The organism is Pararhizobium qamdonense (genome assembly GCF_029277445.1).
In the GTDB taxonomy this organism is placed as follows: domain Bacteria; phylum Pseudomonadota; class Alphaproteobacteria; order Rhizobiales; family Rhizobiaceae; genus Pararhizobium; species Pararhizobium qamdonense.
The window spans coordinates 434571-458086 of record NZ_CP119567.1 but is presented as its reverse complement, the minus strand read 5'-3'; the positions used below and the strand labels follow the sequence as shown (position 1 = coordinate 458086).

Sequence of the window (23516 nt, the reverse complement as noted above, 5' to 3'; positions counted from 1 at the left end):
TCGTCGCGTTTGTCGTTCCTCGTTGACCGGCTAGTTTTGTGCTAGCCGATCGTCAGGGAACAACTTGGTGTTGGGTCTCAGGATTTGCACTCTCGAAATCGGTTGCCACGTCGCGTCTTTCAGCTCAGGCGGTTCGAACCGTGCGGCTGGCATATTCATTATAGAGCCGCTGCTGGTTTAGAACATCCTGTTTCGGTGCGATCCCGAACTCACGTGAGTATTCCCGGCTGAATTGTGAAGGACTTTCGTATCCCACTTTGTAGGCAGCATCGGCCACATTGGCGGCCTCGGCCACCATGAGGCGCCTTGCCTCCAGGAGCCGGAGTTGTTTCTGGAACTGCAGAGGTGTCATCGAGGTCAACGCTTTGAAGTGCTGATGAAACGACGACGGGCTCATACGCGCCACATCTGCCAGCTGCTCGACACGCAATGTCTGCGCAAAGTTGACATGCAGCGTCGCGATTGCCTTGACGACCCGCTCGATGTTCGATTCGGGCAATGCCAGTTTGCAGAGTTCCCCGCCATGTGGACCGCTGAGCAGCCAATAGCAAATTTCGCGCATGACTGAGGGCGCCAGTATCGGAATTGCTTTCGGCGTTTCTGTCATTCTGACAAGACGCAGGATGCAATCCGCAAGTGGTTGATCCACTTTTCCCACGAACGCGCAAGGGCCGGAGGTGGCGGCTGGGGCTGGCGGGGTGTCGAGCTGTTCCAGAACCTGCCGCATCGTGACGACGTCGAAATCAATCAGGACGCCCACATACGGATACTCGGGACTGGCCTCCACGATGCGTCCGGCAGCTGGAAGCCCAATGCTGACAACGAGGCATTCCATGGCGCGGTAGTCAAGCCGGTCGTCGCCGAACCGGATTTCCTTCGCGCCTTGAAGAACGACACAAAGTGAAGGGCGATAGAGCGCACGCATCGGCATCATCGCCTGGTACGAACGCACGATGCTGAACCCATCAATGGCGGTGGGAAACAAGCCCTGTCCCCCACCCTGACTCTCGATATACGTCGTGACAGCGTTGAGTATCGGTGATGCCAAGCGCGATTCCGGTTGTTTTTGCGGCCATGGCAACACGCGGCCTTCACCCGCAGTGGTATCTTCTTGTGTAGGAATAGGCAAGTTTCTTGAAGGTTCGGGCATTCTGGTCATGGGACACTCCATCTAGCTTAAGGGTGCAACCAAGCGAGGAGTGACCCCAAGATGACAGAAATTGTCGCCCGGTCAATAGACCCTTCAGAGATACGACCCCTACCCGCTGCCGCCAGCCGGGACTACGCAAAAGGCCTGCGAATGGCCGCCATATGCATCATACTTTTGCTCATCAACGTGTTCTCGCAGATTGATCGAATACTTCCATTCATCCTGGCGGAAAAAATCAAAGCAGACCTATCGTTGACCGACACGCAGATGGGCCTGCTCACCGGCCTTGCATTTGCCGTGTGTTACGCACTTCTATCATTGCCGCTTGCCCGTGCGGCGGATCGGGGATCACCGCGGCTGGTGCTGGTGTCCTGCGTTTTGATCTGGAGTGTCATGACGACACTCGGCGGTTTTGCCGCCAGTTTCATGTTCCTGGCCCTCACACGCTTCGGCGTCGCATTCGGAGAGGCAGGCGCAGTACCGGCGGGCCATGCTCTCATCGTCCGCAAAATTGCGCCGGAGCAGCGCGGTCTTGCCATCGGTCTTTTCGCAATGGGCATCCCCCTGGGCACGATGGTGGGATTTGCGGCCGGCGGCGCGATTGCAGATGTATTCGGCTGGCGCATCGTTTTGATGGGCGCGGGAGCGATCGGCGTCTTGATCGGGTTGTTGACCATTCTTGTCACCGGCCCTACTCCCCCGCGTCCCCTGACAGCCGGTCGCAACGAACCCTTTCTGCGAACCAGCCTTGACCTGCTATCGTCTCCGCCGTTCCGCTGGCTGTTCACAGGTGCCGTTTTCCTGGGCTTCGCAGGAGCGCCCTTTTATGTCTTTTCCATTCCGTTTTTGATCCGCACATATGGCTTCACCGCAACCGAAGTCGGCATTTCCTTCGGCATGTTGCAAGGGCTGATGGGGATTATCGGGACACTGGGCGGTGGACGCTGGTTTGACTACGCTGTTCGCTCGGGCACCGGCAAGGTGCTCGGCCCCCCGGCCATTCTTTTCCTGGTCGCCAGCGTAACGACGACGGCAGCATTGTTTGCACCAACCGGATGGATATCCATCGCGCTCTTCGTCCCCGGAATGCTGTCGTTTTCGTTCATGTTGCCTTGGGGCTTCGGGGCTGCGCATCTGATTGCTGGTCCGGGACGTCAGGCACAAGCGACCAGCCTCGTGATGATCGGAACCGGTCTTGCCGGCCCGGCGCTCGGCCCTCTGATCGTTGGCATCGTCAGTGATGCGGCGACAGCAGCCAACATTCCGAACGGCCTTGGGCTTGGCCTGTTGATCGTGCCCTTGGCGAGCGTTCTGACCGGCATCGTCTACCTGATCACAAATCAACGCATCGCGGCTTTCCTCCGCCATCGCTGACCCGCGCCAACTTCATCGGAAAGATGACTTCGCCCCATTCCCGATCTGAGAAGGTCGCCTTCACCCCATGGCGACTTCGGAGTCCGCTGAAAATGCCCCGCAAATTGGCATCTTCGGCGGACCTGCAAATCTTGCTTCTCTCCCGAAAGGAAAGACAATGACCAAATTCTGGACACTTGAGGATATGCCGTCCCAGAAGGGCCGAACGATCGTGGTCACCGGCGCGGGTGGCTTAGGTTTTGAAGATGCGATTGCCCTGGCCCGGGCGGGCGGTGACGTCATCATCGCCGGCCGCAATCCGGCCAAAGGCGCCGAGGCGATGCGACGGATCAGGCAGGAAGTGCGGAACGCTTCCGTTACTTTCGAGGCAGTCGACCTTGGCGACCTTGGGTCGATTGCGGCTTTCAGCCAGCGGTTAAAGGGTGAACGAGATCATATAGATGTTCTCATCAACAATGCCGGTGTGATGATGCCTCCGGCCCGCAAGACAACCGTCGACGGCTTTGAATTGCAGTTCGGCACCAACTATCTCGGCCATTTTGCGCTCACCGCACAGCTTCTTCCACTGCTGATGCGCGGCGAAGCGCCGAGGGTAGTGACTCTGTCGAGCGTGGCCGTGCGCGGCGGCAATGCCGCAATCAACTTCAACGATTTGCAGGCGGAGCATGACTACAAGCCCATGCCGGTTTATAGCCAGTCCAAACTGGCATGTTTGATGTTCGCGCTCGAACTTCAGCGTCGCAGCAAGGCGGCCGGCTGGGGCATCACGAGCATCGCAGCACACCCCGGCATCTCACGCACCGACCTGCTTCACAACGGGCCGGGACGGGTGAGCGCCCAAGGCCGCATCAGATCGTTGCTGTGGTTCCTGTTTCAGCCGGCGGCGCAAGGCGCACTGCCCACCCTTTTCGCAGCCACGTCAACTGCGGCACGCGGTGGCGCCTATTACGGCCCCCATAAATTCGGCGAGACGAGAGGATATCCCGCAATATCGCAAATCCCCGCCCAAGCATTGGAAACGCATGTCGCGCACCGTCTGTGGCACACGTCCGAACAATTGACCGGCGTTGCCTTCGACAGACAGATTGCGCCCCCGGCGGTCGCTCATCTCGATGCGGCAACAAGCGGGGATCTCTGACATGGATCCTCTTGGCAACCTCGTAGAATGGATTGGGCTCTACGGCCTATTTGGTTTGATGGCGATGGGACTGGCGGAGCGTTTTATACCCGCCATCGCGAGTAACAAGTGATGACAAGCAGGATCGCTGAAGCCTCTTTGTTTTTTAGAGCCTGGCTTTCTGCGCCGTTACAGGTCGCGTCCATCACGCCGTCTGGCCGAGCGCTTTCAGCTTTAATGACAACGGAGATTTCGCAAGAAACCGGGACGGTTATTGAACTGGGGCCCGGAACCGGTGTGTTCACGACGGCTCTGCTCGGCAGGGGCGTCCCAGAAGAAAATCTTGTACTGATCGAATTCGGTTCAGACTTTGCGGCGAAGCTCGAAGTTCGGTTTCCCAAGGCCAGAACCATTCAGATGGACGCCGCACATTTACTCACACTGGCGCTCCAACCGCACACTCCAGTGGGCGCAGTCGTGAGTGGTCTCCCGCTTCTTTCGATGCCGGCGCGAAAGGTTATTGCCATACTTGATGGTGCGTTCTCGCACCTGCGTCAGAACGGCGCCTTTTACCAATTCACGTATGGCCCAAGATGTCCGATACCAAGACCATTACTCGATCGGTTGGGCCTCAAAGCAACGTATGTGGGACGCACGCTTGCAAACGTCCCGCCTGCGGCAGTCTATCGTGTTAGCCGCCGTGCTCCAAGGCGCACTGTCCATCAGGTGACATGACCTCACTGACGCTAATGCCATTCATTCGCGACGCGTTGAATGGTGGTGCTGCTTCCTGTTGTCCTCATCTTGGAAGATGACCTTCATGGTATCGATGAACGCCCGCAATGTCGCCGGGACATGGCGGTTGCGGGGGTAGTAAAGAACCAAGCCGGGGACTGGCGGACACCACTCGTCCAGGAGCGTGACAAGTTGCCCCGAGGCCAGGAACGGATGTGCAAAGCTATCCGGAACGTAGGCAATGCCTTGGCCGTCCACTGCAGCTTGAACGAGAAGGTCGTTGTCGTCCAATGTGAGCTTACCTGGAACGTCGATCGCAACCTCCGCCCCTCGTCTCGAAAACTCCCACCGATATCGCTTTCCGCTGGGCAGGCGCTGCCGGATACAGGCGTGGGCCTGGAGGTCGTCCGGCGTGCCAGGGGGCACTCTGTCCTTGAGATAACGCGGCGCGGCAACCGTTATGAAGCGGACGGTACCGCCGAACTTCACGGCAACCATGTCCTGCGGCACGGCTTCGGCCAGCCGTACCCCGGCGTCAAATCCCTGATCGACGATGTCGACGAGGCGCCCTTCCGAAACGAGATCGATTTCGACTTCCGGGTGGCTATCGAGAAAATGAGGAATGACGATGCGAAGAAGAGTGCGCGAGCCGCTCTTGTTGGCGTTGATCCGCAAAACTCCACTGGGCGTTCCGCGGGTCTCGGCGAGCGTGTCGAGCGCCGCGTCCAGATCCTGAAGAACGGGGTCAAGACGCGCGAGCAACTGCGCCCCTGCCTGCGTGAGGGACACGCTGCGCGTGGTGCGATTGAAAAGCCGGATACCGAGCTTGCTCTCGAGAGCGATGATGGCATGGCTCAGAGCCGACCGCGAGACGCCGAGTGTCTCTGCGGCGATGCGAAAATTGCGGTGGTTGGCCACCGCAGCGAATGACGCAAGGTCGTTTAGGGTTGGCCGAACCATTCGTGAATTCTTTGCACTTGGTCATCCTGAATTGGATGTCTTATTGCACCAATTGGTCTCCGCTACATTAAATTCAGTTCTTATGAAAGGGTTTATGACGATGAAGACCTGGCTGATCACCGGCGTGTCCTCTGGCTTAGGTCAAGAGATGACACAACAGCTCCTCGCCCGCGGCGACAGGGTCGTCGGCACGGTACGCAAAAAAGAGATGCAGTTGGATCTTGAGCAACGCTACGGCGGAAACTTTCGTGCTGCGCTCCTGGATCTGGCCGACATTGCCAGCATCCGAAAAGCGATCGACAGGGCGTTCGAGGAGATGGGACAGATTGATGTTGTCGTCAGCAACGCAGGATACGGCTTGTTCGGCGCAGCGGAAGAACTGACCAACGATCAGATCGATCAACAAATCGCGACGAACCTGACAGGCTCGATACAAATCATCCGGGCGGCGTTGCCGTGGCTTCGTGAGCAAGGCGGTGGACGCATCATCCAGATTTCGTCGGAAGGGGGTCAGATCGCCTATCCCTGTTTCAGCCTCTATCATGCTACCAAATGGGGCATTGAAGGGTTTGTGGAGTCGGTAGCCCAGGAAGTTGCACCCCTCGGCATAGATTTCATCATTGTCGAACCAGGCCCGACGGGAACGAATTTCGGTTCCGGTCTCGTGCGCGCCACCCCTATGGAGATCTACGAGAACACCCCAGCGGGCGCCGTGCGGCGAGCAATCAGCGATGGCAGCTTCGTCCTGAAGGGTGACGCCGCTCGAACAGTCACGGCGATCATCTCGGCCGCCGACAGCGCCAGACCGGGCTTGCGTCTCGCGCTTGGAAGCACTGCTTACGCTTCCATCTCGACAGCACTCGCCGCACGTCTGGAGGCAATCAAAGGGCAACAGCAGATTGCACACTCCGCGGACCGGCAGGACCTTTGATGCTTGGAGATCAAGCTCGCTCGCACCCAACAACGTTGTCGCAAAGGAATTCCTCATGAAACTTCGATCAACGCTTCTCTGCGCGTTCATCGCCTTGTCTCCGGTCGCCGCCGCCGCGCAGACGGCTCAAGTCAATCAGATCGTTGGAACCTGGCGCATGATCTCGGCGCAGATCGACCCGGAGGGCGCAAATACCCCGGCTTACGGGCAGCGCCCACTCGGACTGCTCGTGTTCACACCGGACATGCATTTCGTCGAAGTGCTGACGGACGCCGATACGCCTCGCTTCGCATCAAATGCCCGAGGCGGCGGTACCGATACGGAAAATCGCGATGCGATGGCGCGCAATATTGGTTTCTTCGGCACCTATACGGTCGATGAAAACGGTGCATTCAGCGGTAACCGCGTGGAGGCTTCAACGTTTCCGAACTGGGTCGGCGGAACGCGGACGACACAGGAACTGACTCTGACCGTTGTCGGCGATCGCATGCATGAGAGCTTTCAACGTCCGGAAGGCACTAAGATCGTGATCGAATGGGAACGCGTCAAATAAGCACGCCGTCGTCAGCAGCGCCAAGCGCTGAAGTCCGTTAACAGCGGACATCCGACCAGAAGAGACAACACATGACCGTACACCTTCGTTTGCTGTTCAAAATCGGTGTGCTCGCCGGGCCGGTCGGTTATGTGCTGGTGTCCCATTTGTAGCCTCTTATATAGTCCAGAAATGCGCGCATGGCCGCACTCGGAAGACGGCGGTTGGGGTAATACAAAAACCAGCTTGGCAAGGAAGGGCTCCAGTCGATGAGGAGTTCTACCAAATGACCGCTTTGAACATAAGGTTTCGCGTAGTCGTCCAGAACGTGCGCGATGCCTTTGCCGGCCAATGCTGCCTGAAGCTCATTATGCGCCGAACTGAGTGTCAGCCGTCCGTCCGGCGTGACATCGAGCTCTTCGCTTGCATTGGTGAACCGCCATGTCACCAGCGTGCCGCCAGGGAACCGTCGCCTTACGCAGTCATGATTGACGAGATCGTGCGGCGTTTCGGGCCGACCTCGCCGTTCGATGTAGTCCGGAGAGCCAACGATCGCATATCTGAGCGATGGCCCTAACGGGACTGCAATCATGTCCTGGGCCAACTGCTTGCCGAACCTCACGCCCGCATCGAATCCCTGTTCGACGATGTCGATCACTGCGGCGTCACTGATGATTTCTACTTTTACCTCGCGATATGTTTCCATGAACTCGAAGACGAGGCGGCACAGAAGATGATCAACGGCAGGGGCAGGCGCGTTGATCCGCAAGGTTCCCGAAGGCGTATCTCTCAACTCATCGACCTCGGCAATGGCAAGCCTGATGTCCGTCAAGGCTGGATTAAGGCGGTCCAGCAGACGTTGCCCGGCCTCCGTTGGAAAGACACTTCTGGTGGTCCGATTGAGCAGCCGAATACCAAGCGTCTCTTCCAGCGCGTTGATTGTTTGACTCAATGCCGAAGAAGACACGCCACGTTCAAGCGCCGCCGCGCGGAAACCACCGCAGCGGACAATAGCGGCAAAAACATCAAAACTATCGAGACGTAACGCACTGATTGCGAAGCTCACCTTATCAAGCCGATCTATTTTACATCACTTATCAGCGCAGCCCGTGGATGTCATGGTCTTTCGAGATGTCCTGATACGCCTCGGCGTCTCATTGATTTTGAAAGGAACCATGATGAACGCGTTCACCATCAAGAGACGGGCTGTGATGCTCTCTGCCGTCGCCGGCGCCTCGAGCATGCTCTTGCCAGGCGTAAGCGGCAGCGGCATTGCACAAGCACAGGCAAAATCCTCTCTTAGCGGCAATGCCGGTTACTATCGCTTCCGCATTGGCGAAATAAGCGCAACGGTTTTGAGCGACGGTATGATTGGCGGTCCGCCACGGGTCTATGCAAGCGACGCTCCAGAGGCAGAGCTACAGGAGGTTCTGCGGCGCGCATTTCTTCCAACCGACCACCTGGCGCTCAACTTGAACACCCTTCTGATCGAAACGGGCGGCCGGCGCATCCTGATCGAAGCCGGGGCCGGTGGCACGATGGGTCCAAATGGTGGCCGACTTTTTGAGAATCTGGCTGCGATCGGGCTCAGTGCAGCTGATATCGACGCAATCGTCATTTCGCACACTCATCCAGACCACGTTGGTAATCTCAGGGCTGCAGACGGTGGCAGGGCTTTTCCCCGCGCCACCGTTTTCCTGCCAAAGGCGGATTGGGATTTCTTCGTCCGCACGGACCCTGATCTATCTTACCTGCCGGTCCCGGAAGAATTCCGCCTGCGCTTTGCTGCAGCCATCAAGAGCAGCCTGCAGCCGGTTAAAAGCGACGTTGAACTGTATGAGGCCGGGGCCGAAATCCTACCAGGACTGACGACAATTGTTGCCTCAGGGCACACGCCCGGAATGGCGACGTTCCTCGTGCATTCGGGAAATGATCAGTTGATGCTGACCGGCGACCTTGCCTACCACCCGGTTGTCAACGTGGACAGGTCCTGGCTTCCGGGGCCCGACCGCGACAAGGAGACCGCACTTGCCTCTCGCCGGCGCATTTTCGACAGGGCGGCCGCCGATCAGATTCCGGTGCTCGGTTTCCACTATCCGTTTCCCGGCCTTGGCCGAATGCTCAAGACCGATGGCGGTTACGCCTGGGTGCCTGCCAACTGGCAGTTTTGACAGTAAGCTCACACAGGAGATCTCCCATGGACCAGTCGAAGATCAACAGACGCAAGTTCCTCGGAACGGTGAGTGCAGCAGCAACCGGCTTGGCCCTCGCCGGTCCTGCCACCGCCGTGGCGCAGACGCAGGGCGCAAATTCAGCTTTGCCAGAATCCGCCCCCAAGCCCGATATCCTGACCCGCACTTTGCCGCGCACCGGTGAAACGGTGACGGCACTTGGCCTTGGTACGTTTCTGACATTCGATCTGAGGCCCGGCGATGCTCGCGATAGCCTACGGCAGGTTTTCGAGAGATATGTCGCGGCCGGCGGTCGCGTCGTCGACACATCGCCTCTCTATGGTTCGGCAGAAGTGAGCGTCGGCCAGCTCATGGGTGAATTTCCAGGCTCAGACTCGCTATTCCTCGCCGACAAGGTGTGGTCGACGGGAGAATATCTCGGCGATGAAAGCCATGCGCAGGAAAGCTTCCGGCAATCGCGGCTGCGCACCTGGCGGGGCATGATCGATCTCCTGCAATGCCACAGCATTACCAATGCACCGGTCGTCATCCCGCTGATGAAGGCATGGAAAAAGGAAGGGTTGATCCGGCATGTCGGCGTGACGCATCATGAGACCTCCGCTCAGGATCAACTCGCGGCCATCGTGCAACGCGACGATGTCGATTTCATCCAGACGAATTACTCGATCTTCAGCCGCGACGCCGAGCGGCGCCTGCTGCCACTGGCTGCCGATAAGGGCGTCGGCGTGCTTATCAATCTGCCGCTCGAAAAGGCGCGGCTCATGAAAGTTGTGGAGGGCCAGCCTCTTCCGGGTTTTGCGCAGGAATTTGGCGCGACGAGCTGGGCGCAGTTCTTCTTGAAATGGGTCATGGCGCATCCTGCTGTCACGAGCGTGCTGTGCGGAACATCGAACCCGGATCATATGAGCGACAACGTGCAGGCGATGACCGGTCCGCTTCCAGACGAGCGCATGCGCGCCCGTATGGTCGCGCATATGGAAACGATCGCCGGCTTCGGCTCTATTGGAACCATGCCCTGGTATCCGGGCAAGGAGAAAATGTATTCAGGCCTTATTAGAGAGGCGCAGGCAAACGCTTCAAGGCGCCTCCAATAAAGCGGCGTCAATCGCCGCACGCATCAGGGCTCCTGCCGCATGACGTTCTTTCTAGGGCTCGAGCCCGGCGCAGCGCGCCGTATTGCGGATATGCGTTTCCATTTCAGCACGCGCAGCGGTGGGATCATTGGAGCGCAGGGCCGCTATGATACGACGGTGCTCCGCGATGGACGCGCTCATGCGGGCCGGGTCGGTTATCGGGATTGGCTGGCGCTGTGTTTCCGTCAGCTGTTCGCGCACGGTTTCATAGAGCGCACGCAGCATCGTGTTGCTGCACGCCGATGCGATGATTGCGTGGAATTCCAGGTCGGCCTCGACATTGGCCAATAGATCCTGTTTCGCCCAGCACTCTTCCATCTGGCGGGTTGCATGCTCCATTTGCTCCAACTGATTGGCCATGAGCCTTCCGGCTGACAGGCTCGCGATCTGCCCCTCCAGCATGATGCGCGTCTGGAAGACGTCGAATACCGAATAGCTGCCGGAATAGCGCCAGGGCGCCATATGGTTGGATTCCGAAGACGGACCGCCTGAAACGAATGTCCCCCGTCCCGCCTCCGTTTTCAGCAAGCCAAGTGTCTCGAGGGTCAACAAGGCTTCCCGCAACGATGCCCGGCTGATGCCGAATTTCTGCGAGAAGTCCCGTTGCGAGGGAATCTTTTCGCCAATCTTCAAGCTGCCATTCTGGATCATGGTCTGGATCTCGCGGGCGACCGATTGGGGAACCAAAGTTCTGTTCAACATTCTCGTGGGATCCATTCGTACCATCGCGCTGTGCGCCACAACGCTGCCGCCTATTATCTGAGCCAGTCTATTTTATCGGCACGCTGTCTTGCAATTGCCAGACAGTCATGCTTCCTTGGTTGAACCGGTCTGACCAGTTAGACCAGTCAATCCAGCGTAAACGTGTTTAAGCCAAAAAATCAAGGGGAACATCATGAAAACGCTCACCCGTATCAAGTCCACCATCCTGTCCGCTCTGCTTGCCACGGCAGGCTTTGCATCCTCTTCCATCGCAGCCGATCTGACAGTCGGCGCAAACATCGGCAACGTCCCGTGGGAATTTCAGGATGCGTCCGGCAAGACCGTCGGCTTTGAAATCGACCTTGTGACCGAAATCGGCAAGCGGCTCGGCAAGTCCGTCGAATTTGTCAACATCCCTTTCAGCGGGCTGTTTTCCGCCGTGCAGTCCGGCCGCATCAATATGGCCGTCTCGTCCATCACGATCACCGAAAAACGGCTGGAATCCGTCACTTTCGCGCAGCCATACTATGACAGTGACCAGTCGTTGACGGTGCTGGCCTCCAGCGGCATTTCCGGCCTTTCCACCATGGAAGGCAAAGTCGTCGGCGTCGATACCGGCTCGACCGGCGACATGTGGGCGACCACCAATACGGCAAAATACAAGCTTGGCGAGATCCGCAAGTTCGAGGGCCTGTCGCCAGCCATGCTCGACCTGGCTGCGGGCCGCATCGACGGCTATATCAGCGATATTCCGGCACTTCAGTACTACGTGAAGGACAAGCCGGAACTGAAGGTGGTGGAGCGCATCACGACGGGCGAGAAATATTCCGTCATGTTCAACAAGGGCGATCCTCTGGCGACCGAGGTCAATGAGGTCATTTCGACGCTGAAGAAGGAAGGGTTCGTCGCCAAGCTGCACGAGACCTGGTTCGGTGCCAAGGCCGAGGAGACGACATCGACCGTGATGGTCATGGACATGCCGTCAGCCAAGTAACCGTGACCCCATGTGATGACGGCGTTGGCGCGCCGCCATCACATTCAAAGCCGGTGGCCTCATGAATCTGCTCAATACCTTCTTCAATATACCAATCCTGATCGAAACCTTTCCGCTGCTTTTATCAGGGCTTCTGGTGACGCTGGAAATCGGCATTACAAGCATCGTCGCCGGTCTGGCCGGCGGCCTGTTTCTGGCGCTCGTCAGGCTTTACGGAGCCGGTCCATTTCCGTTCCTTGCCAAGATCTACATCGACATTTTCCGCTCGATCCCTCTTCTGGTGCTGCTGATCGTGGTCTATTACGCCCTGCCCTTCGTCGGCATCCGATTTTCGCCATTCGTCTCGGCCGTCGTGGCATTGACCCTAGTGTCATCGGCCTATACGGCGGAAATTTTCCGTGCCGGCATCGAGGCCATTCCGCATGGCCAGTTTGAGGCATCGCAGGCGCTGGGGCTTTCCGGCCGCCACATGATGATCGACGTGATCCTGCCGCAGGCCATCAAGATCGTCATTCCGCCGCTGACCAACAATTGCATCAACGTCCTCAAGGACACCGCCCTCGCCTCTGTCGTCGCCATGCCCGACCTTCTCAAACAGGCCACCCAGGCGCAGGCGCTGTCAGCCAATCCGACGCCGCTGATCGGTGCGGCCCTCATCTATGTTGCCCTGCTCTGGCCGCTGGTCAGCATCGTTGCGCGCCTTGAAAAACGCTTCGGCGGGGAGAAGCGCTCATGAGCCCCCTCATCCAGATCACCAATCTGAAAAAGGCCTACGGCATCTTCACCGTTCTGCATGGCATCGATCTTGACATTGCCGAGGGGGAAGTCGTCTGCGTCATCGGGCCATCCGGTTCGGGAAAGTCGACCCTTATCCGCTGCATCAACCGGCTTGAGGCTTTTTCCAGCGATAGCAGCATTGTCGTCGATGGCGTCACCGTCGGGCCGGGCAAGGCGCTGGCCAAGGTTCGGGCCGAAGTGGGCATGGTGTTCCAATCCTTCAACCTCTTCCCGCATCTGACGGTTTTGAAAAACGTCATGCTTGCCCCCATGCGCGTGCGGGGCAAGAAGCCTGAAGAGGCCGAGCGCAAAGCACGCGAGCTTCTTTCCCGTGTCGGCATTGCCGAGCAGGCGGAGAAATATCCCGGAAAACTATCGGGGGGACAGCAGCAACGCGTCGCGATTGCCCGCGCCCTGGCGATGGAGCCGAAGGTGATGCTGTTCGACGAGCCCACTTCGTCGCTCGACCCGGAAATGGTCGGCGAGGTGCTGGATGTCATGAAAAGGCTCGCTGGCACCGGTGTGACGATGATCGTCGTCACCCACGAGATGGGATTTGCCCGGCAGGTGGCCGACCGCGTCATCTTCATGGATGGCGGCCGCATCATCGAACAGGGCACGCCGGGCGAAATCTTCGACAACCCCAAGGAAGAGCGGACACGCGGGTTCCTGCGCGCCGTTCTCAACCACTGAGAAAAACAAAAGACGGTCTGGAGGACCCAATGCCGAACCAAGACAACCCGACCCAGGACCGACTGGATATCGACTTCGTCCGTAGCCAGTTTCCCGGTCTTTCCCATGGCTGGACGTTTTTCGACAATGCCGGCGGATCGCAGATCCTCAAGCGCGCCGTCGAGCGGATCAACACCTTCCTCTATGACAAGAACGTCCAGATTGGCGGCAGTTACGAGGTGTCGCAGGCGGCCGCCAAGGCCCTTTATGAAGCCCGCACCGCGGCGATGCATCTCGTCAACGCGAGGCGGCCGGAGGAAATTGTCTTCGGCAATTCGACCACCGCGCTCTTACAGAACCTTGCCCGCGCCATGACCAGCCAGTTGACGCCAGGCGACGAGATCGTCGTCACCATTGCCGACCACGAATCCAATATTGGCCCCTGGGACCGGCTGCGCGATGCCGGCATGGCCGTCAAATTCTGGCCGCTGAACAAGGACACTTTCACGCTCGATCTTGCCGATCTCGAACCGCTGATGTCAGAGCGCACGAAGCTTGTCTGCATCACCCATGTGTCGAACATCCTCGGCTCGATCAATCCGGTGCGGGAGATCGCCGATTTCGTGCACTCCAAGGGGGCGCGCATCTGCATCGACGCCGTCGCCTATGCGCCGCACCGCGCGATCGATGTCCAGGACTGGAATGTCGATTACTACGTCTTCAGCCTCTACAAGACCTATGGTCCGCATTACGCATTGATGTACGGCAAGTACGAGCACCTGCTCGAACTCGACACGCTCTACCACTACTTCTACGGCAAGGACAAAGTGCCGGGCAAACTGGAGCCCGGCAACCCGAACTATGAGCTCGCCTATTCGACCTGCGGTATCGTCGATTACCTCAGCGAGCTCGGCGAAAAGGCCGGAGAAACGGGCTCCACCCGTGAAAAGATCGTCGCGGCCTATGGCGCGATCACGCTGCAGGAAAATGCTCTCGTCGACCGGCTTCTCGGCTATCTTCGGGGCCGCAACGACTGCCGGATCATCGGTCAGAGTACCAACCGCGACGGCCACCGCATCCCGACCATCAGCTTCGTCTTCGACGGCCGTGACTCGGCTGAAATCTGCAAGGCGATGGATGCCCATCGCATCGCGATCCGCTTTGGCGACTTCCACTCGCGCAGGCTCGCTGAATATCTCGGCCTCACCGAAAACAATGGCATGGTCCGTGTCTCGATGGTTCATTACAACACGATCGAAGAGATTGACCGGATGACGTCGGCGTTGGATCAGATCCTCGCCTCCGCCGGCGCTACCGTCACCACGCCCGCTTGAACCCGGAGGATCCCGCATGAAGTTCGACACGATTATCCGCAACGGAACCGTCGTTACCGCCAGCGATACCTTCCGGTGCGATGTCGGCATCCAGGATGGCCGCATCACAGCCCTCGCCGGCAGTCTTGATGACGCGGCGGAGATCATCGATGCCAGCGGCCTCTACGTCATGCCCGGCGGTATCGATAGCCACGTGCATCTTGCGCAGTCGTCCGGCGACGGCATCGTCATGGCCGATGATTTCGCCAGCGGCACATTGTCGGCAGCTTTCGGCGGCAACACCACGGTGATGCCGTTCTGCATGCAGGAAAAGGGCACGACGCTCAGGGAATCGCTCAAGGTCTATCACGCCAAGGCTGACGGTGAATGCTATGTTGACGTCAGCTTCCATCTCGTCGTCACCGATCCGACCGGATATGTGCTGGGGCAGGAACTGCCAGCTCTGGTCGAGGACGGCTATACCTCGATCAAGGTCTTCATGACCTATGACAATCTGCGCCTTCGCGATGACGAGATCCTGGCGACGCTTGACAGCGCACGCTCGTCCGGCGCTCTGGTGATGGTCCATTGCGAAAATGAGGATGCCATCCGTTTCCTGATCGGCCGCCATGAGAAGAACGGCGAACTGGCGCCGAAATATCATGCCAGCAGCCGCCCCGTCGCTGCCGAGCGCGAGGCAACCCACCGGGCATTATCGCTGGCCGAAATCGTCGATACGCCGATCGTCATCGTCCACGTGTCGAACCGCGAGGCCATGGAAGAAATTCAGCGGGCACGCGCCCGCGGCAGCAAGGTCGCGGGGGAAACCTGCCCGCAATATATGATGTTGACGGCGGACGACCTCGACGCCACGGAGCTGGAGGGCGCGAAGTTCGTCTGCTCCCCGCCGCCGCGCGACAAGGAAAGCCAGGCGGCTTGCTGGGAAGGCCTGCAGAACGGAACGTTCGACCTCTTCTCCTCAGACCACTGCCCGTTTCGCTTCGAGGATGATCAAGGCAAGCTGAATGAAAAAGGGAAGCGGAATTTTCGCTGGATCCCGAATGGAATTCCGGGTGTCGAGACCCGGCTGCCCATCCTGTTTTCCGAAGGCGTCGTCAAGGGGCGGATCGACCTCAACCAGTTCGTCGCTCTTTCATCCACCAACCATGCCAAACTCTATGGCCTCTATCCCAACAAGGGAACAATCGCCATCGGTTCGGATGCAGATATTGCGCTCTGGGACCCGAAGAAATCCGTCGTCATCACGAACGGCATCCTGCATCACGGCGCTGACTATACACCCTATGAGGGCCTGAAGGTCACGGGGTGGCCGGTGCGGGTGCTTCTACGCGGAAAGACAGTGACAAACGGTGAGGTGCTCGTCGCGACCAAAGGGTCAGGCAACTATCTCGAAAGAGCGCGGACGTCTCTTATTTAGTACGCGAATACGTCATCAATTGTTTGCGCCAGCATCTCGCCCGCGTTCACTCCAGATCCGCGTTCGGCGGCAAGACGCACGTCGTCAATCGATATGAAGGACGTGCAACATTCGCGTTCGCCGGGCAGCAAAATTCAACGATACAATTTCCAACTCAGATCAAATGCGCACGGCCCCATTGCTCTTCCCATGTTCGCGGAACTGGCTCGGCGACGCGCCGATGATGCGTTTGAAGGCGCGGCTGAAGGACGCTTCGGATTCATAACCGAGGCGTTCGGCGATAACCGCGACACGTTGCCCATCCCTCAGCCACTGATGGGCTTGGTGCATACGCATCTTGGCCACGTACCGGGCCGGCGTTTCACCGACGACGGTGGCAAACAGTTGCGCAAAACCGGAGCGGGAGGCCCCCATGTGGCGGGCCAGTTCGTTGACGCTCCAATCATGCGACGGATCCAGGTGAATAGCCGCCAGCACACGGCCGACTTCCGGATTGCGGACGGCCGCAAGCCAGCCGGTCGAGTCGCCGCAACCATGCTCAACCCAGGTGCGGATAAGTGTGGCGGTCAGAACGTCAGCCAGGCGCGAGAGAATTCCCCCTGCCCCGACCCGGTTCATATCGACCTCCCGCATCATTGCATCCAGCAGCAATGGGATCGTCGGCTCGCTGACAGCCAGGTCGCTTGTGCGCATGACGTCCGGCATCAGTTCCAGGAGCGGATGCCGCTTATCGACGTTGAACCGCATTACCGCAAAGAAAAGAAGATTGCTGGTGTCAGGGCAGGCGCATTGCAGATCGACGATACCATCGCAAAGACGCTTTCGCGCCATGCATTCCACCGGCGTTGATGGCAGCCCAGGCTCGCTTGCCAGCACATGCGCGTCGCCGCGTGGCAAGAGGACCGCATCGCCGGCATGCATTTCGGTCCATTCGCCCGAAGGTGACTGCAGAAAGGCATGACCAGCAGCCAGGAAATGGAACTGCGCTTCCGCCTGCCTCGGATATGCCGTCGCCCAAGGGGCGGATGGCTGGCAACGGCCATATTCCACACCGTCCAAGCGCAGTCCCCGCAGCATCTCGGTCAACGGATCAGTCATCTCAGCACCCAAGTTGGACGAATAGTCATGCCTTTTGGCTTTTACAGCATAGAAACACCAGAACATCCCGTCTAGCCTTCTGTCAACATTTATGGAGACAGCAGATGAATACCAGACATGAAACAAACGGTTTTCGCGCCGACGACGGCACCACGAAGCCCGCCTGGGCGGGTGTGGTCTCTCTTTCCCTCGGCGTGTTCGGTTTGGTGACCGCAGAATTTTTGCCGGCGAGCCTGCTGACACCGATGTCGCATGACCTGGGCGTCAGCATCGGCGCGGCCGGGCAATCGGTGACCATGACAGCCGTTGTCGGTGCGATCGCAGGACCCGCCATCGTCGTCGGCACCAGCCGTTTCGATCGGCGTTATACGCTCTTGGGTCTCACCACGCTACTGATCGTGTCCAGCCTGATCGCAGCCTTATCCAGCGGCATGACGATGCTGCTCTTATCACGCGCCCTTCTTGGGATCGGCCTTGGTGGATTCTGGGCCATGTCACTTGCCTTGGCGATGCGGCTCGTGCCGGAACGGCTAATGCCACGGGCCATGGCCATCATCATGGGCGGCGTCTCCGCCGCAACCGTCTGCGCAGCACCGGTCGGGGCCTGGGTCGGCGAAATGATGGGCTGGCGGTCCGCCTTTGTCATCACGGGCGTGCTCGGGGTGGTGGCGCTTTTGGCGCAGGCACTCACCTTGCCGGCCATGCCTTCCACCGGGCCGGCCAATCTAGGCACGATGGCAACCGTCCTGCGCCGCCCAGCGATCCGCATCGGGCTTCTGACCATCCTACTGGTCGTCGCAGGACACTTCGCAGGGTTTACGTTCATCCGCCCGTTTCTGGAAGATGTACCACATTTTGGCGTCGAAGGCGTCTCAGGAATTCTGCTGGCATTCGGTATCGGTGGGTTTTTCGGGAATTTTGCCGGCGGATTTCTTGCCGAGCGCAATACCGCCCTGTCAATGACACTTGCGGCAGCCGGTATTGCCATCACCGCGTTCGTGCTCAGCTTTGCCGGCGCCTCGCCCATCGTCGCCACAGTCGCCACGACCCTGTGGGGCTTCGCCTTTGGCGCTCTCCCGGTCAGCGTCCAGAGTTTTGTCACTCAGGCGGCGTCTGACGAACCGGAAAGTGCCGGTGCGTTAACGCTCACGACTTTCCAGATCGCCATTTCGAGTGGTGCCGTCTTCGGCGGTTTGATCGTTGGAACCCATGGCCCCGCCGGTGTCTTCGCCTTCGCCGGTTTGTCCGCCCTACTCGGCGCCACGCTGATCGGCTTTGCAGGCCGCACACGACTAGCCGCAGCCGCCGAATAGAGGAACTCACTGGCCTCTAGCGTTGAGGGAGTGTCGAGACGGGCACTCCCGTAATATCCGCCATTGGCGGATTGCACGCGACACGGAGACACTTCCCCACGAGTGAAAGCACGATTATCCGCCAGCTAGTTACGTGGGCGGCCATTTCAGCGGTGTCAACGGCCATCGCGGGCATCCACGAATTCCTGACAATTTACTATTATAAGTATATATATTTTCTGAGAGCTTTTCGAGAATTACTGCACTGATCGCAGTTGGTTGCATCGAATCGGCTTTTTCTCCTACCTGCCAAAATGCATATTCAGGGAGTGGAACATTTCACATTCCTGCGCGTTACCGACGGATTCACAAAAGGCGTGTTAATGGACGACGAAGTTTCGGCAAAAAGAGGTGCGCAAAACGCCGGAAACAGACTTCTTGCGGAACACCCATCGGAAGACCCATTCGCGGCGGCGTTCAAGGCTACCCGCATGCCAATGATCATCACTGATCCCCGGCAGCATGATAACCCGATCATTTTTTCCAATAAGGCGTTTAGCGATCTGACAGGCTACGCCGCAGACGAACTGATCGGACGCAATTGCCGTTTTCTACAAGGACCGGAGACCGATCGCGCATCTGTCCAGAAAATTGCCGAAGCGATCAGCGAGTTTCGCTCCATAGCGATCGACATTGTCAACCATCGCAAGGATGGATCGATATTCTGGAACGCTCTCTTCATTAGTCCGGTTTTCGACGAAAGCGGCGAGGCGATCTATTTTTTCGCGTCTCAACTCGATTTCACCGACGACAAGATCAAGCTGATGAAAACGGCGTCCGCCCGCAGAAAAGCCGAAGCCGAAGTTGCCGCGCGAGCCAGCGAATTGAGCCAGGCACTCGACGCCAAGATCACACTTGTCCACGAGGTGGACCACCGGGTAAAAAACAACCTATTGACCATCGCGTCGATTGTGAAACTGCAGGCCCGTAAAACCAAAGATGAGACGGTGCGCCATACACTTCTCTCGGTCCTGAACAGGGTCGAGGCCCTCAGCACGGTTCAACGGAAGCTCTTCACGGCACACGACGTAGCCCGTTTCGACGTTGCTGACTTCGCCCGCGATCTCGTCGTAGACCTTGTCGGATCACTCCGACGCAACGATATCCAAATTACGATGGAGCTTGCTCCCGTCCTCGTTCCTGCTGCAAAAGCCTCCCCGCTCGCACTCATTGTCAACGAGCTGATCGGCGACGCCGTGCGCCGGGGATTACGGGACGGCGGCGGTCAAATTCACCTGACGGTCAATCAGCCGAATGGACATTTCCTGATCGAGGTCAGAGACACTGCCGATCCAGTTGCCGTCAATCCAGAAGACGACGACTTCGGACGGCTTATGCTGGAGACCTGCTGCCGTCAGGTCGAGGCGGAAATCCATCGTGAAATCCGAGGGCGGGAGACAATCGTCCGCGTCACGCTGATGGTGGATCATTGACATGGAGCGCCGTTTGAAAATCATGATCGTCGAAGACGAGGCCCTGCTCGCACTCGAACTCGAGGAAGAAGTCGAGGCAGCCGGGCACTCCGTCATCGGCCAGGCCATGAGTGAGAAACAGGCAATGGCAATTCTGGAGCGGCAGGTGCCCGAGTTTGCGTTCGTGGACGTTCACTTAACGGATGGCCCGACCGGGATCGACGTCGGCAGACACCTTGCGGAGCGGGGTATCCCTTATGTGTTCGTAACCGGAAACCTTAAACGGGTACCGGATGATTTTGTTGGTGCAATCGGTGTGATTGAGAAGCCCTATACGATGAACGGGCTTCAAAACGCCCTCAGCTATATTGCGCGTCTTCTCCGTGGAGACGTCAATCTCACGGTGCCTCCAAGTATCATCGTCGGCCCCCGGGGATCGGCTTGAAGTAGTAGACGCGTGCATCCCGAAAAATGACTGAGCTATGTTATGCTTTAATTGACTTCGAATGCGGCCGCTTCTACCTGGAAGGGGCTGCAGTTCCTGGCTCTGGCTAACCATGAGATGAAACGGCCAATGATGAATTTCGCGACGACGTTCCCGATACTTTGCCCTCCGGCAACAATATGAGCGGCGCGGCCCCTCGCCTTCCCGCTGCGCCATTCGAACAGACTGCTGTTGACGCGACGCTGATGGCCGAAATTCTGTCGGCGTCCGACGATTGCATCAAGGTGATCGGTCTCGACGGAAACCTGAGCTTTATGAGCGTAGGTGGAATGCGGGTGATGGAGGTCGATGACTTCGACACCATCCGCGGATGCCCCTGGCCAGATTTCTGGAAAGACGAAGGGAACGAGGCTGCCAAAGAGGCCCTGGATTTTGCGAGAGCAGGCAAGAGCCACACCTTCATCGGAACGGCGGACACCGCGAAAGGCAATCCGCGATGGTGGGAGGTGAAAGTCTCTCCGATCTTCGGGCCTGACGGCAGTCCAGACCGCATTTTGTCCATATCACGCGATATTACGGGGACCAGAAAGGCTGAAGAGGCCGCCTTGCGTTCTGAGCGTCGAATGAAGGACACGTTGAAGGCGGGGAGCCTTGGATACTGGGAGCTTGATCTCAAGACGATGGTTCTGGAGGCATCCGATGTGTGCAAAAAAAACTTTGGACGCGACGAGAACGAAGCTTTTACCTACGACGAACTCATCAGTGTTATACACCCGGACGATCTGTCCCGCATGCAGGCGGCTGTGCGCGAAACGCTTGCAACTGGCATAGGCTACGATATCCAGTACCGGATCGTTCGCTCTGACGGCAGGGTGTCTTGGGTACTTGTGCGCGGTCAGTTGGTGAACGACAATCGTGGCCAGGCTGCCTTTATGAGCGGCGTTTCGCTGGATATCACCGACCTTAAGGCGATGCAGGAGAAGTTGGCCAGAAGCGAGGAGCGCCTGCAATCGGCTCTTGGCGCATCCACAATGGTCGGCATCTGGGACTGGGACCTGAAAACCTGATTTACGCCGACCCCAACTTTGCGGAAATCTACACCGTTTCACCAGACAGAGCATCCGCAGGAGCGCCGCTGGAAGAATATATCCGCAATTTCCATCCCGACGACATGCCTGCTTTTGAGGCAGAACTCGCTCGCGTTTTCGCGGGTCAGCCAACCTTCTCCGCCGAATATCGTATCGTCCAGCCAGACGGAGGGGTTCGTTGGGTGCATGCAAGAGGTCGCCTCATTCGCGACGCCACCGGCGAACCTGTGAGGTTTTCAGGTGCGGCGGTGGAAATCACCGAGCGGAAGAAAGCGGAAGAAACCCAGCATATGTTGATGCATGAGCTGGCTCATCGCGTCAAAAACACGCTTGCCGTCGTGCAAGCGATCGCGGCGCAGTCGTTGCGGAATGCCTCTTCGGTCAAAGAAGCCGGCGAAAAGCTTCAATCGCGTCTGACGGCACTGTCCAAAGCGCACGATGTGTTGACCCAGGACGATTGGCGCGGCGCAGCAATGAGAGACGTCGTCGATAATACCGTTCGCAATATGGGCATGCAGGACAGCGGCCGCGTTCAGGTTCGAGGTTCCAAAGTGGTTCTAGGACCACAGGTAGCCATGTCGTTCGGCCTTGTACTGCACGAGTTGATGACGAACGCTGTTAAATACGGCGCGCTTTCGAACGACGAAGGGCGCGTCGAGATCGATTGGTCGGTTGTTTACGCAGACGATGAAAAGACATTCCAGTTCAGCTGGGTGGAGATGAATGGCCCCACGGTTGTCGCTCCCGAGCGCAAGGGCTTTGGTTCGCGGTTGATTGCCTCAAGCCTCAGCGCATTTGGAACGGTGGATGTGGCCTATCGCCCAACTGGCCTCAACCTGCGATTGAGCGCGCCAATGGCGCAGGTTGAGGCCACCATGTCGCCGGTCGCCAGCGAAACAGGCGCGCGTCAGGATAGCGTCGTGCAGATCCGCAACGGCCGATCTCCCTCGTGACCTTTGGTTTTGAAGACCTCGACGAACTCGCGCAGCAATAGCGCGATGGAGCACTCATTGTTTTAAAAGAGTAAGCCCGGTCTGGGCATCGAACAGATGCATGCGGTTCTCATCGACGGCAAACCGGACGCCATCGCCGGATTTCGGGCAGCCGCCTGCTTTAACGAGAGCTCCGATTTCCTTACCCGCGAAGAGGAAGGTGACGAGAGCATCGTTGCCGTGGAATTCGACGAGGTCCGCCGTACCGGCAACGCAATTGACCTCCACCGATCCCACTGCTGCGGTATCCAAGTCTGCAGGACGGATGCCAAGCACGATCTTTTGACCGTCAGACAGGAAGAACCTTTTATCGGAGACCGCAAAACTGGCTCCTTCCACGTGCAACAACCAGCCGTCTCCTTTTGTTTCGGCGGTTGCGTCAATGAAATTCATGTTTGGCGTGCCGATAAAGCTGGCAACGAAGAGCGTGCGCGGCCGCTCGTAGATTTCCGCCGGCGTGCCCACCTGTTCGATGCTGCCATCTTTCATCAGCACGATTCGGTCGGCGAGCGTCATGGCCTCCAACTGGTCATGGGTGACATAGACTGTGGTCGTCTTCAGCTTTTGATGCAGCCGGGCGATTTCGACGCGCATGTGGTTGCGCAGCTTTGCATCGAGGTTGGATAGAGGTTCGTCGAACAGGAACACACGCGGCGTCTTGATCATTGCACGCGCGATGGCAACGCGCTGTTGTTGGCCGCCGGAAAGTGCATTCGGCTTGCGGTCCAGATATGGACCAAGGCCGAGCGTCGCCGACACCGCCCTTATCCGCGTGTCGATTTCCGGACCCGGAATCTTCATACGCTTCAGCCCGAAAGCGATATTGTCGTAGATCGTCATGTGCGGATAAAGCGCGTAATTCTGGAAGACCATAGCGACGCCCCTGTCACGCGGCGGCAGATCGTTGACTGTCTTGCCGCCAATGATCACGTCTCCGCCTGAGATGTCTTCGAGCCCTGCAATCATCCGCAGCAGCGTGGACTTGCCGCAACCGGAAGGTCCGAGAAAAACGATGAATTCCTGATCGGCAACATCCAGGTTGAAATCCCTGATCACGTTTACCGCGCCATAGGCCTTGTCAACATGCGCGCATACAATGGTCGCCATGC

General features: G+C 58.3%; 23 protein-coding genes. 17 read left to right on the top strand and 6 right to left on the bottom strand.

Annotated elements, in window-relative coordinates; translation table 11 throughout:
• Window positions 1–124: 124 nt before the first annotated feature.
• Window positions 125–1150, bottom strand: coding sequence for an AraC family transcriptional regulator (locus PYR65_RS23390; RefSeq protein ID WP_407951354.1), 1026 nt, complete (start codon window positions 1148–1150; stop codon window positions 125–127).
• A gap of 60 nt (window positions 1151–1210) precedes the next feature.
• Between PYR65_RS23390 and PYR65_RS23385 the strand changes: the two genes are divergently transcribed.
• The 3 genes from PYR65_RS23385 to PYR65_RS23375 all read left to right on the top strand — a co-directional run bounded on the left by PYR65_RS23385 (window position 1211) and on the right by PYR65_RS23375 (window position 4376).
• Window positions 1211–2524, top strand: coding sequence for an MFS transporter (locus tag PYR65_RS23385; RefSeq protein ID WP_276121139.1), 1314 nt, complete (start codon window positions 1211–1213; stop codon window positions 2522–2524).
• A gap of 157 nt (window positions 2525–2681) precedes the next feature.
• The gene (locus tag PYR65_RS23380; protein ID WP_276121138.1) at window positions 2682–3662 is read left to right on the top strand and encodes an oxidoreductase; all 981 of its coding nucleotides are present in this window, start codon (window positions 2682–2684) and stop codon (window positions 3660–3662) included.
• A gap of 111 nt (window positions 3663–3773) precedes the next feature.
• Window positions 3774–4376: a class I SAM-dependent methyltransferase gene (locus PYR65_RS23375; protein WP_276121137.1), complete on the top strand. Its 603-nt coding sequence runs from the start codon at window positions 3774–3776 to the stop codon at window positions 4374–4376.
• 21 nt (window positions 4377–4397) lie between these two features.
• Here the strand turns inward: PYR65_RS23375 and PYR65_RS23370 are convergent, their stop codons facing one another.
• The gene (locus PYR65_RS23370; protein WP_276121136.1) at window positions 4398–5336 is read right to left on the bottom strand and encodes a LysR family transcriptional regulator; all 939 of its coding nucleotides are present in this window, start codon (window positions 5334–5336) and stop codon (window positions 4398–4400) included.
• A gap of 94 nt (window positions 5337–5430) precedes the next feature.
• Between PYR65_RS23370 and PYR65_RS23365 the strand changes: the two genes are divergently transcribed.
• Both PYR65_RS23365 and PYR65_RS23360 read left to right on the top strand, forming a co-directional pair.
• Window positions 5431–6267 carry an SDR family oxidoreductase gene (locus tag PYR65_RS23365; protein WP_276121135.1) on the top strand — a complete coding sequence of 279 codons (837 nt, stop codon included), beginning with the start codon at window positions 5431–5433 and terminating at the stop codon, window positions 6265–6267.
• 55 nt (window positions 6268–6322) lie between these two features.
• Window positions 6323–6820 carry a lipocalin-like domain-containing protein gene (locus PYR65_RS23360; RefSeq protein ID WP_276121134.1) on the top strand — a complete coding sequence of 166 codons (498 nt, stop codon included), beginning with the start codon at window positions 6323–6325 and terminating at the stop codon, window positions 6818–6820.
• A 127-nt stretch (window positions 6821–6947) separates the two neighbouring features.
• On the opposite strand, the gene PYR65_RS23355 is transcribed toward PYR65_RS23360, so the two are convergent.
• A complete protein-coding gene (locus PYR65_RS23355; RefSeq protein ID WP_276121797.1) occupies window positions 6948–7853 on the bottom strand; it encodes a LysR family transcriptional regulator in 906 nt (301 codons plus the stop codon).
• A gap of 124 nt (window positions 7854–7977) precedes the next feature.
• On the opposite strand from PYR65_RS23355, the gene PYR65_RS23350 reads away from it, so the two are divergent.
• Both PYR65_RS23350 and PYR65_RS23345 read left to right on the top strand, forming a co-directional pair.
• Window positions 7978–8970 carry an MBL fold metallo-hydrolase gene (locus PYR65_RS23350; RefSeq protein ID WP_276121796.1) on the top strand — a complete coding sequence of 331 codons (993 nt, stop codon included), beginning with the start codon at window positions 7978–7980 and terminating at the stop codon, window positions 8968–8970.
• A 26-nt stretch (window positions 8971–8996) separates the two neighbouring features.
• Entirely contained in the window at window positions 8997–10085 is a 1089-nt protein-coding gene (locus PYR65_RS23345; protein WP_276121791.1) for an aldo/keto reductase, read from the top strand.
• Window positions 10086–10136: 51 nt separating this feature from the next.
• Here the strand turns inward: PYR65_RS23345 and PYR65_RS23340 are convergent, their stop codons facing one another.
• Window positions 10137–10826 (bottom strand): FadR/GntR family transcriptional regulator, encoded by a 690-nt coding sequence (locus PYR65_RS23340; RefSeq protein ID WP_276121790.1) that lies wholly within the window; start codon window positions 10824–10826, stop codon window positions 10137–10139.
• A 193-nt stretch (window positions 10827–11019) separates the two neighbouring features.
• Between PYR65_RS23340 and PYR65_RS23335 the strand changes: the two genes are divergently transcribed.
• The 5 genes from PYR65_RS23335 (at window position 11020) to hydA (ending at window position 16020) form a co-directional block, all read left to right on the top strand.
• Window positions 11020–11820 (top strand): ABC transporter substrate-binding protein, encoded by an 801-nt coding sequence (locus PYR65_RS23335; protein WP_276121789.1) that lies wholly within the window; start codon window positions 11020–11022, stop codon window positions 11818–11820.
• 61 nt (window positions 11821–11881) lie between these two features.
• Complete coding sequence (locus PYR65_RS23330; RefSeq protein WP_276121788.1) at window positions 11882–12556, top strand: amino acid ABC transporter permease; 675 nt, start codon at window positions 11882–11884, stop codon at window positions 12554–12556.
• Window positions 12553–13290, top strand: coding sequence for an amino acid ABC transporter ATP-binding protein (locus PYR65_RS23325; protein ID WP_276121787.1), 738 nt, complete (start codon window positions 12553–12555; stop codon window positions 13288–13290). Before PYR65_RS23330 ends, PYR65_RS23325 begins: the two co-directional genes overlap by 4 nt.
• A 29-nt stretch (window positions 13291–13319) precedes the next feature.
• Window positions 13320–14603: a cysteine desulfurase-like protein gene (locus PYR65_RS23320; protein WP_276121786.1), complete on the top strand. Its 1284-nt coding sequence runs from the start codon at window positions 13320–13322 to the stop codon at window positions 14601–14603.
• 16 nt (window positions 14604–14619) lie between these two features.
• Entirely contained in the window at window positions 14620–16020 is a 1401-nt protein-coding gene (hydA, locus tag PYR65_RS23315) for a dihydropyrimidinase (RefSeq protein WP_276121785.1), read from the top strand.
• A gap of 159 nt (window positions 16021–16179) precedes the next feature.
• Here the strand turns inward: hydA and PYR65_RS23310 are convergent, their stop codons facing one another.
• Window positions 16180–17118: an AraC family transcriptional regulator gene (locus tag PYR65_RS23310; protein ID WP_276121784.1), complete on the bottom strand. Its 939-nt coding sequence runs from the start codon at window positions 17116–17118 to the stop codon at window positions 16180–16182.
• A gap of 104 nt (window positions 17119–17222) precedes the next feature.
• Between PYR65_RS23310 and PYR65_RS23305 the strand changes: the two genes are divergently transcribed.
• From PYR65_RS23305 to PYR65_RS23285, 5 genes are all read left to right on the top strand, one after another.
• Window positions 17223–18431 (top strand): MFS transporter, encoded by a 1209-nt coding sequence (locus tag PYR65_RS23305; protein WP_276121783.1) that lies wholly within the window; start codon window positions 17223–17225, stop codon window positions 18429–18431.
• Window positions 18432–18793: 362 nt separating this feature from the next.
• On the top strand, window positions 18794–19903 hold the full coding sequence (locus PYR65_RS23300) for a PAS domain-containing protein (protein WP_276121782.1): 1110 nt from the start codon (window positions 18794–18796) through the stop codon (window positions 19901–19903).
• A gap of 13 nt (window positions 19904–19916) precedes the next feature.
• A complete protein-coding gene (locus PYR65_RS23295) occupies window positions 19917–20327 on the top strand; it encodes a response regulator (RefSeq protein ID WP_060639544.1) in 411 nt (136 codons plus the stop codon).
• Window positions 20328–20506: 179 nt separating this feature from the next.
• Window positions 20507–21394, top strand: coding sequence for a PAS domain-containing protein (locus tag PYR65_RS23290; RefSeq protein ID WP_276121781.1), 888 nt, complete (start codon window positions 20507–20509; stop codon window positions 21392–21394).
• Entirely contained in the window at window positions 21337–22368 is a 1032-nt protein-coding gene (locus tag PYR65_RS23285; protein WP_328518516.1) for a sensor histidine kinase, read from the top strand. Before PYR65_RS23290 ends, PYR65_RS23285 begins: the two co-directional genes overlap by 58 nt.
• Window positions 22369–22422: 54 nt before the next feature.
• On the opposite strand, the gene PYR65_RS23280 is transcribed toward PYR65_RS23285, so the two are convergent.
• On the bottom strand, window positions 22423–23514 hold the full coding sequence (locus tag PYR65_RS23280; protein ID WP_276121780.1) for an ABC transporter ATP-binding protein: 1092 nt from the start codon (window positions 23512–23514) through the stop codon (window positions 22423–22425).
• Window positions 23515–23516 lie beyond the last annotated feature (2 nt).